This window comes from Methanofervidicoccus abyssi, from assembly GCF_004310395.1.
In the GTDB taxonomy this organism is placed as follows: domain Archaea; phylum AGJL01; class Methanococci; order Methanococcales; family Methanococcaceae; genus Methanofervidicoccus; species Methanofervidicoccus abyssi.
The window spans coordinates 323,309-338,730 of record NZ_BFAX01000004.1 but is presented as its reverse complement, the minus strand read 5'-3'; the positions used below and the strand labels follow the sequence as shown (position 1 = coordinate 338,730).

At 35.2% G+C, this 15,422-nt stretch carries 11 protein-coding genes and 1 pseudogene; 2 read left to right on the top strand and 10 right to left on the bottom strand.

Going from position 1 to position 15,422, the window contains the following annotated elements; translation table 11 throughout:
• Positions 1 to 210 precede the first annotated feature (210 nt).
• Positions 211 to 636, top strand: coding sequence for a nickel-responsive transcriptional regulator NikR (gene nikR / locus MHHB_RS05900; RefSeq protein WP_131007733.1), 426 nt, complete (start codon positions 211 to 213; stop codon positions 634 to 636).
• A gap of 1 nt (position 637) precedes the next feature.
• Here nikR and MHHB_RS05895 read toward each other — a convergent pair whose 3' ends face one another.
• The 3 genes and pseudogenes from MHHB_RS05895 to MHHB_RS06585 form a co-directional block, all read right to left on the bottom strand.
• On the bottom strand, positions 638 to 1,456 hold the full coding sequence (locus tag MHHB_RS05895) for a helix-turn-helix domain-containing protein (protein ID WP_131007732.1): 819 nt from the start codon (positions 1,454 to 1,456) through the stop codon (positions 638 to 640).
• A gap of 178 nt (positions 1,457 to 1,634) precedes the next feature.
• The gene (gene smc / locus MHHB_RS05890) at positions 1,635 to 5,246 is read right to left on the bottom strand and encodes a chromosome segregation protein SMC (RefSeq protein ID WP_131007731.1); all 3,612 of its coding nucleotides are present in this window, start codon (positions 5,244 to 5,246) and stop codon (positions 1,635 to 1,637) included.
• A 124-nt stretch (positions 5,247 to 5,370) separates the two neighbouring features.
• Positions 5,371 to 5,553 (bottom strand): annotated as a pseudogene (locus tag MHHB_RS06585) (FlaD/FlaE family flagellar protein); the annotation flags it as partial.
• Between the two features lie 421 nt (positions 5,554 to 5,974).
• Between MHHB_RS06585 and MHHB_RS05880 the strand changes: the two are divergent.
• The gene (locus MHHB_RS05880; protein ID WP_131007772.1) at positions 5,975 to 7,276 is read left to right on the top strand and encodes a pyridoxal phosphate-dependent aminotransferase; all 1,302 of its coding nucleotides are present in this window, start codon (positions 5,975 to 5,977) and stop codon (positions 7,274 to 7,276) included.
• A gap of 254 nt (positions 7,277 to 7,530) precedes the next feature.
• Here MHHB_RS05880 and nadA read toward each other — a convergent pair whose 3' ends face one another.
• From nadA to MHHB_RS05845, 7 genes are all read right to left on the bottom strand, one after another.
• A complete protein-coding gene (gene nadA / locus MHHB_RS05875; RefSeq protein WP_131007729.1) occupies positions 7,531 to 8,466 on the bottom strand; it encodes a quinolinate synthase NadA in 936 nt (311 codons plus the stop codon).
• A gap of 9 nt (positions 8,467 to 8,475) precedes the next feature.
• Complete coding sequence (locus tag MHHB_RS05870; protein WP_131007728.1) at positions 8,476 to 9,090, bottom strand: ThiF family adenylyltransferase; 615 nt, start codon at positions 9,088 to 9,090, stop codon at positions 8,476 to 8,478.
• Positions 9,091 to 9,468: 378 nt separating this feature from the next.
• Entirely contained in the window at positions 9,469 to 10,812 is a 1,344-nt protein-coding gene (cfbB, locus tag MHHB_RS05865; protein WP_131007727.1) for a Ni-sirohydrochlorin a,c-diamide synthase, read from the bottom strand.
• A 119-nt stretch (positions 10,813 to 10,931) separates the two neighbouring features.
• Positions 10,932 to 11,990 carry a DNA primase catalytic subunit PriS gene (gene priS / locus MHHB_RS05860; RefSeq protein ID WP_131007726.1) on the bottom strand — a complete coding sequence of 353 codons (1,059 nt, stop codon included), beginning with the start codon at positions 11,988 to 11,990 and terminating at the stop codon, positions 10,932 to 10,934.
• Positions 11,991 to 12,012: 22 nt separating this feature from the next.
• The gene (locus MHHB_RS05855; RefSeq protein ID WP_131007725.1) at positions 12,013 to 12,312 is read right to left on the bottom strand and encodes a DUF211 domain-containing protein; all 300 of its coding nucleotides are present in this window, start codon (positions 12,310 to 12,312) and stop codon (positions 12,013 to 12,015) included.
• A 94-nt stretch (positions 12,313 to 12,406) separates the two neighbouring features.
• The gene (locus MHHB_RS05850; protein ID WP_131007724.1) at positions 12,407 to 13,363 is read right to left on the bottom strand and encodes a replication factor C small subunit; all 957 of its coding nucleotides are present in this window, start codon (positions 13,361 to 13,363) and stop codon (positions 12,407 to 12,409) included.
• Positions 13,364 to 13,393: 30 nt separating this feature from the next.
• Positions 13,394 to 15,331, bottom strand: coding sequence for an OB-fold nucleic acid binding domain-containing protein (locus tag MHHB_RS05845; RefSeq protein ID WP_131007723.1), 1,938 nt, complete (start codon positions 15,329 to 15,331; stop codon positions 13,394 to 13,396).
• Positions 15,332 to 15,422 lie beyond the last annotated feature (91 nt).

The window sequence follows — 15,422 nt, the reverse complement described above, 5'->3', positions numbered from 1 at the left end:
TATTTTATTTTTATTATATTTTATTATTATAATTAAATAAATGAAAGTAATTAATTGTTATATTTATAACTTTATGTAAATATAAAATTAAATATAAAATTAAAATCTCTCTAAAAAAGATAGAAAAAATATATAAACTATTTATTAAACTATTAAATATACATAAAAATGTAATAATACCGATATCACTTATTTTGAAAGGGTAATAACATGGTTGAAATGGATAGAATAAGTGTATCTCTACCTACAAAACTACTGGAAGAGTTCGATAAGGTAATATCTGAAAGGGGTTATGCATGTAGAAGTGAAGCTATAAGAGATGCTATAAGGGATTACATTATTAAACACAAGTGGATACGTAGTCTAGAAGGGGAAAGAATAGGAAATATATCTATTATATACAATCACAATTCTCCTGAATTGATGAAAAAACTGACAACTATCCAACATACCTATACAGATCTAATTATAGCAACCCTTCATATGCACTTAGATCATGATCACTGTATGGAGGTAATTCTTGTAAGGGGAGATGCAAATAAGATAAAGGAACTTACAGATAAATTAGCATCTCAAAAGGGAGTTAAATATGTTAAATTGACGGTAATGGCACCTGGTGGTAAAATCCCTGAATGAACTATTCTACAACTTCAAAACCTCTACTCTCTATTTCCCTTTTCTTTTTTCTGATAGTTTTTACAACTCTTTCTCCATCTTCAGGTGCTATGAAATTTAAAGTATGTTTTGTATCTCTGTAGAAAGGGGGTTTCTCAATATTTAGATCTTTATCTACATATCTTAGAAGGGATTCATTTAAAAATAAACTGTATCCCTTCTTAACTAACTCTATAGCTTGGAGAGGATCTTTAACAACCTTCTTTATCCTAAAGGATATACCTCTACTTTTCAACACATTCCATAGGATCCTCTGGGGGGAGTATCTTATGCCTACTAAGTTCTTTATATCAAATCTATTTCTATATACCATTACTATGTAGTCGTATACTGCAGGTATGGGGTCTCCCAACCTATAACTCCAGTAGGGATCATCTATACCGAGGATCTTTACCATCTCCATCCTGTAAAGTTTCAGGATATTGTCAAAGGAAGATATTATTATATCGTCGAACAGTATTCTGCCCACTTCACCACATATAAACCCACAAGCTATAAAGGAAGATTTTGTTATTCTTCTCTTTATTTTCTGATAGTAATTAACGATCTGTTGCCCCTCCTCAGTAACGACAGTTCCAGAAGTTGAAGATTCGACGATTTTTATTCCTAACTTCTTTTCAAGTCTCTTTATCTGGATATTCACTGAAGAAGTAGGTATATTGAGTATCTTTGCAACTTTGTTCTGGGATTTTGTCTTTAGGAGCAACTCTAGTATTCTTATCTGGTTTTCAGTAATCTTTTTTCCTCTGTATTTTATATTCACTGTACTAGAGAGATCCATATTATCTTTAAGTATCAATTGTTATACGATAAGATTCTGGTTTTTATCAAATGATATTTATACAGTAATGAACATTATTAAAACTTATAAAAATAAGAAACTCCTCAAGAAGAAGAATTAAAAGTAAAATTTTTTAAGTATAAGTTTAAGATTTCATGTGTTTGATTGGAAATAGGATTTATTTATTTGGTGGTAAACCTGTTAAATCATCTTTATACTCTCCTTCTATATCCAATCTAATCCCAATTACCTTACTTATCCCATTTTCCATATATACACCATAAAGAGTATCTGCCTTACTTATCATCTGTTCCCTGTGAGATATTACTATAAACTGGGATTCCCTTGAGGCATTCTTTATCATATCCCCTATTAAACTTGCATTTTTAGCATCCAATGTAGCATCTATCTCGTCTAAAACATAGAAGGGAGCTGGGAATAACCTTTGAATAGCAAATAAAAACGCCAGTGCAGTTAAGGATTTCTCCCCACCACTCATCATATCTAAACTTTGAAGTCGCTTGTTCTGTGGAGATGCATCTATTAAGAGTCCTCCTTCAAATGGATCCTCTGGGTTCTCCAATCTCAACCTCCCCCTACCTCCAATACTTTTATAAATCTCCTCGTAGTTTTTAGATACTTTCCTAAACACTTCCATAAATACCTCTTTTTTCCTCCTTTCAACTTCCTGGATCATTTGGAGGTATTTTTCTTCGTCCTTTTCGTATTCTTTCCTCTTAGTGAGTAGTTCCTTATAACGTTCTTCTATGTACCTGTAATCTTCAATAGCCTTCATATTTACAGGTTCAAGTTTTTTGATGGCTCTCTCAACTTCTTGAATATATCTCTCCAATTTCTCAATTTCCATTCCCTCTAATTTATCTATTGCCTCGTATAAATCTCCTATATCTTCGAAGAGTTTCTTTTCCTCCTCTTCCAACTTAGTCTCCCATTTAACCTTTTCTAAGGACAGTGTATTTATCTCCCTGTCTATATCATCAACTCTTCCTAGGAGTGTCCTTTTACTACTGTAGAGTGTTTTTATTTCATTTTCGTATTTTTCCTTTTTCTCTGTAAGTTCTTTTAGATTCTCACATAATCTTTGGTATCTCTCTCTTTTCTCTCTAAAGGTTTTACTACCTTTTTCAATACTGTTCTTGTAGAATTCAACGTTTTTCTCTAATATATCTATCTTTTTATTTAACTCCTCTATTTTTTCCTTAATTTCACCTATCTTTGGAATAAGGATCTCTTCTATCAATGTTTTATTTTTATTTATATCGTTTTCTAAGATATCTTTTCTCCTCTCTAGTTTTTCCATCTCATCCTCTAACTCCCTGATTCTCCTTATAACTGTAGAATCCTCATAGGATTTCAACTCCTTTAGTATATCTTCCCTTTTATTAATGATGTCATCTATCTTTTTCTCCAGATCTTCTATCTTTCCCTCTAACTCCTCTTTTAACCTTTCCAATTCCTCCAACTCTCCCTGAAGTTTTCTATTGATAGTTTGAAGTTCCTCTATTTTCCTGTTGCACTCCCTTACAGTTTCTGTCTTTCTCCTCTCCCTCTCACTTATAAACTTCAATTTACTCTCCAATTCTATCTTTTTACTGTAGTGGTAATTTATCCTTTCATTTAACCTCTCTATCTGAGCTATCAACCCTTCTCTACCATTTAACCTCTCTTCTATCTCCTTCAATTCCTCTTTAATTCTTTCAAGTTTTTCAGTGTTTATCTCAACCTTTATACTGGCAGAAGGTATAACACTACTTCCTCCTATCATAGCACCTGAAGGTTCTATAACATCCCCCTCGAGAGATACAAACCTGGCCCTGTATTTTTTTGAAAGTTCCTTGGCAGTTCTTAGGTCCTTTACAATGTAGGTGTTACCAAATACGTAGTTGAATATCCCTCGATACTCTTCCTGAAACTCCACTAGATCAATAGCTCTTCCTACTACACCTTTTTCTAAGATAGGTTCTGGTTCTCTACCTTTCACCCTATCCATAGGTAGGAATGTAGCTCTTCCTAACTTATTCCTCTTAAGGTATTCTATAGCTCTGACCCCATCTTCCATACTCCTAACTACGATATATTTCAACCTACTACCTCCTGCAACCTCCACCGCTACCTTATACTTTTCCTCCGTTTTTCCCAAGTTCCCCACTATATCTACAATTCCAGGAAGGTTAGCCTCTAATATCTTTCTAACTGTGTTGTCTATGTTGTAATTCCCCATCTCCTTTAATGCCTTAATTCTTCCATTCTCCTTAGCATATTCACTGTATAACTCTTCTTTCCTCCTCTGAAGTTTTTTCTTCTCCTCCTCGAGTTTCTTAATCTTTCTCTTCAACAGTTCTAACTCTACAGATACATCCTCCAACTCCCTGTATATAGATTTAGTATCTAACTCTTCCTTTTCCAGCTCCTCTAACTCTTTCCTAAGTTTTTCTATCTTCTCTGAATTCTGAGATATTTGGAAGGATTTTCTATCTATGTCTCCCAGGATTTTACTTAATTCTGCTCTTAACCTGTGAAGTTCCTTTTGATAGGTATTAAACCTTTCAGTAAGTTTACCTTCCATCCCTTTAAGTATATTTATACGAGTTTCCCATTTCTCTATCTTAGATTTTAAGGAGTCCCTCTCACTCTTCAGAAGTCCTATCTTCTCCTCTATAAGTCTCAATTCTTTCTCTTTCTCCAGTATCTCCTCCTTCAACACTTCAACCTTTTTTCTAGTATTATCCAACTCTTCTCTTTTACTTTTCAACTGTAATTTAGCATTCTTTAATTCATTCAGTATATTGTCGAGGTTCTTCCTATCACTCTCAAGGGTTAACTCAAGCTCTCTTATAACTTTATGTAATTCCAAGACTTCCTCGTTTTCCTTCTTCTTCAACTCCTCAATTATGTTATCTAACTTATTCCTCAAGTTAGATATTTTACCTTCCATCCCCTCCAACTCCTCAAGGTACTTCTCCCTGGATCTCTTTAGTTCCTCTATCTTCTCCCCTATATTCTTCACTTTTTCCCTTAACTTTTCTACTCTTTTAGATACTAGGGCATATTTAGCAGTTTTCAACTCTTCACTTAGTTTTATGTATCTTTCAGCATCTTCCTTTTCCCTTTTAAGTTTATCAAGATTACTTTTTACCTCCTTTATCCTTATATCTATCCTATCTATATACCCTCTAGCCCTTTCCAACTCCCTCTGAGCCTTCTCCTTTTTTTCATCATACTCTGAGATTCCACTTATCTCATCTAAGAGCTTCCTCCTCTCTTTTGGAGACATCTCCACTATTTTCGTAACATCTCCCTGGAGTATAACGTTCAACCCTTCTACAGAAAGGGACAACTTACTGAATATATCCATAACTTCAGATTTTTTAATCTTTCTCCTTCTCTCAATAAACTTTTTTTCACCATCTTTTATATTCTCCTCATACCAGATAAGGTAGTAGTTACTCTCTCCTTTCAACTTCACCTTTCTGGAAATACCTACTTTATCTGAATCTATTGGTATCTTCCTATCTCTGTTGTCAAATAACAGTATTACTTCGGCGTATTCTGCCCTTTTCCCCCTGTGGTAGGTTATTAAGTCGTTAAATCGTCCAGCCCTTAGGGATCTTGCAGAAGTTTTTCCTAGTACAAAGGATATTCCATCTACGATATTAGATTTTCCTGAACCATTTGGACCTACTATAGCAGTAAATCCAGGAGGTATTTTTAATTTAGTATCTTTGAAGGATTTGAAATTTTTGAGATGTATTTCAGACAGGAATACCATGCCTTCACCTGTATTTAGAGTGATATTGTTATAAATCTCCTTTCCATTGGGAAGTAGTGGTATAAAAATATAATATAAAAATATAAAAATTTTAACATATAATTATATTAAAATACTTTTCCTCTTCTTCTTCAATTCCGGATCTGATACCCTTTAAGAACTTCAGTAGATCCAACACTGCTCTGTCAGAGAGCCACCCTAAATTGTAGTAAAACTCCAACACATCTGGAATATTTGAATATCCAACTTTTTCAGAGAGATATTCTATCCATTTAAAGGCAGATGGATATAAAAAAATAATAACAATCTTTAATTCTCATCAAAAGTAGTAGTGTTTAAAAATAAGTTAAGTATAAACAAAAAATAATTATGTTATTTTTGTTTATTATTATAATTTCATATAAATATAAGATAAAAACAAAAAAGGAGAAAAGTTCTCTATATATACATCTTTAAAGAAATATAACTAAGTAAGGTGATTATTACTCCCTAATTCTCAGGGTAGCTCAGATTAACTTTTCTGCTCTTTTAATATTTTTAACAATCATTGAGATCCATCTATAGGATCCTTAATCCTGGTTACATTAATTTCTAAAATACCATCCTATTAAAAAATTACTTTAAAAATATTTATATACAATAACTTCTTTTTTCCATTAGATAAGTGTCTGTTTAACAGTATATGCCTATAAAATAGAACTCTATTAAAACAGTGAAAAGTGATGATAATGAGGGTGGATATTGTACATGAAGGTGTCAGTGAGTTAACCTACGAGATAAGAGAAATAGTGGAAGTTGCAAAAAAGGTTAAGAGTCATGGGATTGAAATTATCTGGGAAAATATCGGAGATCCTATAATAAAAGGAGAGAAAATACCTCAGTGGATAAAAGAAATCATAGCAGAGACTGTGATGGAGGATGATTCCTATCTCTACTGTCCAACTAAGGGGCTGTTAGAGACTAGAGAGTTTCTCGCAGAAGAGAACAACAAAAAGAATGGAGTCCAGATAACCCCTGAAGATATCATCTTTTTTAACGGCCTTGGAGATGCTATTACCAAGATATACGGCCTGTTGAAAAAGGAAGCTAGGATTATAGGGCCTTCTCCTGCTTATCCTACTCACTCCTCTGCAGAGGGCCTCCATGCTAGATGCCATCCTTTAACCTATATATTAGATGAGAGAAACAGTTGGTATCCAGATCTAGATGACCTCAGAAACAAAGTTAAGTACAACCCTGTAGTGTCTGGAATACTTGTGATAAATCCAGGTAATCCTACAAGTGCAGTCTATCCAAAAAAAGTATTAGATGAGATCGTAGATATTGCCAACGAGTACGACCTCTTTGTACTGTGTGATGAAATATACCACAACTTGGTATATAATGGAAAGAAACACGTTTATCTATCTAAGGTTATAGACGACGTCTGTGGAATATCCTTAAAAGGAATATCCAAGGAATTCCCCTGGCCTGGTGCTAGGTGTGGCTGGATAGAGGTATACAACGCTGATAGGGATGAAGTATTTAAAAAGTACATCGAAAGTATATGTAAATTTAAGATGATAGAAGTATGTTCCACCACACTACCTCAAAAGGTGATACCGAAAGTTATGAGTGATTCAAGGTTTCAGAGGTATTTGGAGGAGAGGAGGAAATACTACCAGTGGGCCTCCAATGTTGCATATAGGAAGTTAAAATCTATTGATGGCCTTATTGTGAATAAAACCTGTGGAGCCTTCTATATGGGGGTAGTATTTGAGAGAGATTATTTAAATAACAACTATCTGGAAGTAGAGAATAGGGAACTTAGGAAGTATATAGAGAATATTTCAAAAGATAAACCTGAAGATATGAAGTTTACATACTACCTCCTGGCATCCACTGGCATCTGTATAGTACCCTTATCTTCTTTTAACACTCCTCTCTATGGATTTAGATCTACACTCTTAGAGAGAAATAAGGACAAGCTAAGATGGATATATGAAACCCTTGCAGAGAAAGTAGAGGAGTATCTAAATTCTAAAAGATAAAAAGTTATAACTGAAAAAGCCATACTTTAGAGACGGAAAAGATCATTTTAATAGGACCTAAAATCCTAGATATGAATCATGGTTAAACCTAACAGATGATGCTATTCTCCGCAGTGGGAGAAATAAGAATTAGGGGTTTTTCTATCTCATCTATCTAAGTGTTTAGAGACATCCTGATATTTAATGGTGTTCATTAATATTATATTAATAAAAATAAAAATTAATAAAATATTAATAAAATCAATAAAATCTTATTACTTCTTACGCTCTCTACCTATAGAGAGCATATAGTCAATAGCTCTCTTAGCTCTCTCTATTATTTCTTCATCCAATACAACTTCGTACTTCTCTTCCACTAAACACCTCTCTAACTTCTCAAGGGTTATCTTTTTCATAGGTTCGCAGATAGCATCCTCCCTTAGAGGTATCAATTTCTTTTTTTCCCTCTTTTTCTCTAACTCTATCTTCAATCTAGTTATCATATCTACCTCTGTACCTATTATAAACTCCTTTTCAGGAGAGTTAAGGACGTGTTTAACCATACCTCCTGTACTATAAACGTAATCTGCCATCTCCTGTACCTCAGGATCACACTCAGGATGTACTAAAACCTGGGCATTTGGATACTTCTCCTTAGCCTTCAATATATCCTCAACTGTAAACTTCTTATGTACGTAGCAGTGGCCGTCTTTAGGCACTGTGATTATCTTCTTCTTAGTACTCTTTTCCACATAGTACCCAAGATTCCTATCTGGCCCAAATATGATCTCGTCTTCTTCAAAGGAGTTAACCACTATATGGGCATTTGCAGAAGTACATACTCCATCTGCTAGTACCTTTGCCTTGGAAAGGGTGTTTATATATATTACTACTTTAGCATTAGGATGTCTCTTTTTAGCCTCTATTAACATCTCGGGGGATAGTTGATGAGCCATGGGACACTCTGTATCTTTGATCTCAGGTATCAGTACTTTTTTATCTTTATTCAATATCTTTGCAGTCTCAGCCATGAAATCTACACCACAGAATATCACAATATCTGCATCTGTCTTCTCAGCCATCCTACACAGTTCTAAGGAATCCCCTGTAAAATCTGCAACTCTCTGGATCTCCTCAGGTTGGTAGTTGTGGGCTAGTATTATAGCGTTTTTTTCCCTTTTTAGTTTATTTATTCTCTCTACTATATTCATTTTCATCCCTCATCTGTATATACTGTTTAGAACCTTCAAACATTCTATTACCATCTTCCTCCCTATCTCATCTAAGATATAGGGGGTTATAGGTTCCCCGTCTTTTATGTATTTCCCAGTACCTACAACAGTATGTCCTTCCTCTTTAAGGTTGAGATACCTTGCAGGACCTCTTGTATATTTGGCATCTGAGACTTTAACCTTCTCCTCTATACCAAAAACCCCATCTGTACCTATAGTTTTTATTCCTCTCTCTTTACAGTACTCTATTATTTTATATCTTATTGAGATAGTATCTCCTCCAGCTATGCATATTATAACAACATCACCCTTTATTAAATGTAGGTTATCTAAGGTTATGTATTCAGGGATCCCTACAACCTTCTCACTGTAAAACTCTTCTAAGAATTTAACCTTGTAATCCCCAACCTTTCCTCCAAGTCTTCTATGAACAATATCATCCCTCTCTATCTTTGCTCCGTCAAATAGATATATCTTTTCAGGCCCTCCCCTATGAACTTCCATCAGATCCATTGCAACACGAATTCCCAACCTACCACATCCAATTATAGATACTTCACCCTTTGGGCGTAATTTTTTCTCTAGATTTTCTACATTTTCCATAGATATCCCCTAGAAACATTAATATTAAAAGAAAAGTGGTAAAAAAGATGAACAAATAATAATATCTTCAACTTTTTATTTTTCATATGGTTTTATGCTTACAGGATTTCTAATGATATTAATCTTGGATAGGATTTATTATAATAAGTCTGAGGAAGGAGATTGAGGATATATTTACACTTTTCAAAAAAATAGTTAATAAAAAAATAAAAAAATAAAAAATTGTCAAGACAGAGAGATATACCCACCCTTGGAAATCGTATATTCATCGAAGCCCCGTGGCTACTCTATACGACCGCCGTATAGGTGGGCCTGTCTTCGCAGTATCATCTCAGATCAACTGCGTAATAAGTATATTATCTTTATATTATATAAGCTTTAACAATCAACTAAGGAAGAGGCAAAGTAGGGATTGGCAACAGGGTGCTGATGTGCATAACCTCCAAGTACTCTGCCATCTGGAGAGAGTAATCCGTCCATACCATCTACTATACCTCTGCCCCTCTCTATCTTATAGGCAAATTTCCCTCTGATCTTAACAACCTTCGAGTAGTGAAACTCGTGGGCTCTGAAAGTAACACCTTTTTTACCGATAGGACAGTTCTCTAAGAAGGAGCCGATTACATAACTTAACCCCTGCACCTCTTTAGTCATCATACTATCACACTCCAACAACCCCACCATCTCAATCCCATCTATAGATCTACTTAGATACATAAGACCACCACACTCCCCGTAGATCTTACCGTCAAAGTTCCTTATAGACTCTATCATAGATCTGTTACTGTTTAACTTCCTTGCAAATATCTCAGGATATCCTCCACCGAAGTAGAGCACATCACAGTTAGGAACTTCAGCATCCCTCAATGGACTAAATAATTTAATATTCCCGCCGTTCTCTCTTAAGGCATCAAAAGTATCCCAGTAATAGAAGTTAAAGGCTTCATCGTAGGCTACTCCTATGGTACATCTCCTTTTATCTACATGCCACAGTTTAGTGTATTCTCCACCCCTATCTTCAAAGTCTATACTGTCACCTATCTCCAATAACTTCTCTAAATCCAAATACTCCTCAACTAAGAGGCTCCAAAGATTTATATATTTTTTTATTTTCTCTCTACCTTCAGGTGTTGGAATAAGGCCAAGATGTCTCTGAGGCACTTCTAGATTTTCATCCCTGGGTATTCCCCCCATTACCTCTATATCCGGGATATAGTAAGATACAGCATCTTTTAATTTTCTGTAGTGATTCTCATTTCTAACCTTGTTGAATATAACCCCTTTAATCTCCACTTCCCTATCAAAAATTCTAAATCCCTTAATAATTGCGACAGCACTCCTTGTTAAACTCCGAGCATCTACTATTAATATTACAGGAGCTCTCAGGGCCTTGGCTATAGAAGCGGTAGAACCTACATCGTTGTAAGGGGATATACCTTCGTACAGCCCTCTAACGCCTTCTATAATACTTATGTCCTTCCCCCTGGAGTTCCTCCAGAACAGCTCTCTTATCTGCCACCTATCCATAAAAAATGAATCTAAGTTCCTACTGTAGTTGCCAGTTGCGGTGGTGTGATACGTTGGATCTATGTAATCTGGCCCTACCTTGTAAGGTTGTACATTGTATCTTTTAGATAGTGCTTTCATTATTCCAGTGGATATAAGTGTCTTACCAACCATGGAAGAAGTACCTGCCACTACTATCCTTTTTAAGTTTTTCATCTTTTCACATTAGTATTATTGTATAGCTTGTAACAAGATCTAAGTTTCTATCAAAATTCTGTAAATATAATAATAAAAATAACAATTGTTATTTTTAATTTGAAAAAATATAGGATAACCTATTCCAAGATCTCAAAATTTACACTATGGCCAAAGAGATAGAGTATTACACTTACAGGTACTTCCCTACTTTTATAGGTGAAGAGGTTATCTCCTATCCTTAAGGGATCTATCTTCTCTTTTATCTTAATGTTATAATACTCCCTGTTAAACTTAGGATACACTGCATCCCTAAGGGGATCGAAATATTCCAGAGAGTTGTAATTTACCTCCTTAACAATAAAACCTGTATATCCATGTAGAGATCCTATAACCCTTAATAATCTGATGTCGTCTTCCATCACCTTTTCATCTAACTCTAATCTATTTTTAACACTCTCTATTATATTTAATATCCTCTTTTTCTCTCTTTCGTTTTTCCTTTCTATAATACTTTTCCAGTTATTACTCCTTTTTAACTGTGCCAACAACTTCTTATTTTTTATAGCACTAAGTATCCTTCTCTTCCAACCACTTCCTACATAGTTTAAATTTAGATTCTTCCCTAAGATATACTCTATAAGACACCTTCTCTCTTCCCTACTCCAGTGTTCAATAGTATCCCTTATATCTCCATCCCTCGGCTTTATGTAGATATGATATCCTCTGTTTCCACTAAATACTATCCTCAGATCCTCCTTAGAGAGACCAAAATCTGGAATTAGAAATTCATCTATAAGTGTAAAGACTTGATTCTTTCCCTCTTCCAAACAGTGATTACATAACCATCCATCGTCCTTATGAGTACATCTCTTCCCTCCATGGACATCTATATCAAAGGCTAATTCTCTCCTGAAAATTCCCTTCTTCTGAGCACCTCCCACTGAACTGGGATACTTCATATAGGCTAGGGATTTATAGAGGTGAAGGGGAGCCCTATCTAAAACCCACCTTAGATACTCGTCCTCAGAGTTGAAGGAGAGGTTTCTGTTGTCAACCTTTTTTAGATACCCATACCCTATTTCCCTATGCCGTATATCCTCTGGAACCTCTAACCATCTATTTTTCACAGCATCTCTAAAGTATTCCTTGTAGTATCTCTTTATTAAATTTAGCTTATCCTTATCTGATACTTTCATATAGACCCTTGAATTATTTTAATTAGAAATACTTCCTATCTTGAGGTGTTTTTACCTCATTGATTATCTTCTTACCTGCTGCTACTTCGTCTATACTGTGTATCACTCCGTTCATAGATTCCACAACCTTCCTTATTTCCTCGTAATTTAACATATTTCCTTCTATGGTAATTTTAATATTCTCTGTAGATTTGTCTATCTCATGGACCGTTATATTTACTCCATCTACTCCTTCTAAATTACATAACTTTAGAGCCAAATCTGTTAGTTTAGGTTCATGAGTTTTTAGAACATCCAATACTATCCTTCTTAGTCCCTGCAATTTCCACTCCTCCTCCTTATATTTTTTACTTTATTTAATAAGCAAAATTAGATTATAAAATTTACGTAATTATTATTTTTATGTTATTATTATTTTAGTTACCACCTAACATTCCAAGCTTAGCTAGTAGTGCACTAAGTTGTATTCTCTCGTTGGCACCTTCTACTATCCTAAAATCACACTCTCCAATAGCCTCGAGGACTGCCACCTTTTTTCTCTCATCTATATCCAAGTTTGGAATCTCTCTGAACATCTGCACCAGTACATCCTCTCCACTCATACCCCAGTCTATCATAAGTTTGTATAGGAGATCCCTAGCCTCGTTAAATTTACCCTCTAAAGCCAAATTCATCATCTGACGGATCTCGGTAGGCCTGGCTCTGGAAGATACTTTATAGACTATCTCATCTGTGATATTCTTAGATACACTTGCCGCCGTCTGTAGTACGTTAATAGCCTTTCTAAGATCCCCTTCAGATACGTATATTATTGCATCTAAGCCCTTATTATCTATGGTAAGACCCTCCTTTTCACATATCTCCTTAATTTTCTTTGCGATATCCTCTTTCTTCAATGGGGAGAACCTAAATATAGCACATCTTGACTGTATAGGTGGAATGATACGACTTGGATAATTACAGCTTAGTATAAACCTACAGACATCTGAATACATTTCCATAGTTCTCCTCAGAGCATTCTGAGCGTCACTTGTAAGGGCATCACTCTCATCTAAGAAGATTATCTTAAATGGAGCGTCTCCAATAGGCTTAGTCCTTGCAAAGTTTTTAACCTTAGTCCTTATTACATCTATACCTCTCTCGTCGGAACTGTTCAACTCTAAGAAGTTGTCTCTCCAGTTTTCCTCTCCAAACAACTCTCTAGCTAAACATAGAGCTGCAGTGGTTTTTCCCACTCCTGGAGGTCCACTGAACAATAGGTGGGGAAGAGATTTTCTTTTAACGTAGTTCTTTAACCTCTTTACAATTTCTTCATGCCCTGTGATTTCATCCAGTCTCTTTGGACGGTATTTCTCAACCCATGGAACATCCATTTTTCCACCCCTTTATACCCCTTTATAAAATTACATCATACTATCTTTAATTTTTTTAAGAAGTTCTATCTCTTTATCAATGTTGAAACTTAATACTCCTCTAACTATGAACTCCGATCTGTTATTTACCGTACCACTGAATACATACTCCTCTCCTAAGATTCTCTCAAACACTACTACCTCCATATTTTTTAATTCCTCTCTTGACGTATTCAACACCTTCTCCACCACTGATCCGTAGAGCCTACAGAGTATGTTTCCCGTACCATCGTCTAAAATCAATGCTCCTACCGGTACCTCTCTTGGTTCTACTTCTCCACATTTATCACATATATACCTACCTTCCTCATTGAGAGTAGTTCTCCTATTACAGTGAGGACAGAGGTACAGGATAAGATCTTGCTTTATATAACCCACAACTGTACCCCTGATCTCGGCACTATCCCCTATTTCCAGATCCCCTATAAACTTTCTCTTTATATCTACAACTACGTTTTCCGGATTTACTATCACCTTTCCATACCTACCTACATTTAACTCCATAACTCCTCTATTCTCCCTTATATACCCATTTATTATCTTTACTATATCTCCTTCCTTTATATCTATGGTGGCATTCTCATCCCAGAGTACCACTCTTATTTTACCAGTTTCATCCTCAATCACAATATTTCTCACCTTTCCAGTACTACCATCCTCCCTTTTAAACTCCCTAATATCTTGGATATCTATTACCCTTCCAACTGTGGTAACATCCCTTTTAAACTTCTCATCTAAGTATTTGATATCTCCTATTTTAATCAACTTTTCAGGGAAGTCTGGGACTTCTACAGTATCATCCTTTACAACCTCAGAGTAGGACTGAGCTGAGAGAGTGATAAACTCTTCTCCTTCTGGTGTAAGGTAAGATTTTACCTTACAGTGCTTGATAAGTACAGTATCTCCTTCTTTTACATTTTTCAACTTCTGGATATTTCCGCCCCAGAAGGATACTCTAACTTTTCCATATTTATCCATCAGTATAACATCCTGCACTTTTCTTTCTCTGTCATCAAATTTAACAGTCCTTGTAGGAAATATACGGAGAATCCTCCCTCTTATAGATATTATCTCCCCAATATAGTTAGGTAGTTGGGATGTATCTACAATAGGGCTCTCTATAGTTTCTCCCTTCTTCAGAATCTCTATACTATCTACTTGTATATCTAACCCCCTCAACCCTTTCCTAACGTATCCCTTAACTTCTACTACATCATCAGTGTTTAACTCTACTTCACTTAGATCGTCCCAGAGAGTACATCTCACTATTCCAGTATCATCTCTTAATATAAAGGCTTTCACCTTTCCAGAAGTACCATCTTTCCTTTTAAACTCTTTTTTCTCATAGACTGTGATAACCTTCCCCTTTACCCTAACTCTCATATCTGGCATAAGCTCTCTTACACTATATATTTCCTTTATTTCAGGATAATTTTCCTCCCTGTATTTTTCAAGTTTTTCTATTGTGAAGTTAATTCCACTACTTAACTCTATTCTATCCTTCCACTTCCTTACATAGGCATTCTCTATTCTAACTACATCCCCTACCTCTAAATCCTCCACTAATTCCACCTTGTCATTCCAAAGTGTTAATCTAATAGCCCCCGTGTTGTCGGCGATTGTGATATTCCTTACCTTCCCCAGGGATCCATCCCTTTTCCTGAACTCCCTTATATCTGATATATCTACTATCTTTCCAGTTACCTCTACGTTACTCTGCCCCTCAGATATATCCATTATAGAGAAGTTGAACTCCTCTTCGTCTACATAATCATTTATGTCTATATTTAATTCACTGGCTATAATGGAGATTGCAGCTTCTCTACTTATCAATCCACCACTTTCCTTTATCTTTTTTTCTATTCTCCTTTCGAGTTCTTCCTTAGGTATTTTCTTTAGTATCTCCTTTACCAATCTATCAGTATTCATACAACCACCGAAAAAATTTTATAAATTGTTAGTTATTTGTAAGTAGTATAAATACTAGATTAATTATATAAATTCAAATCCTATCTTGAAA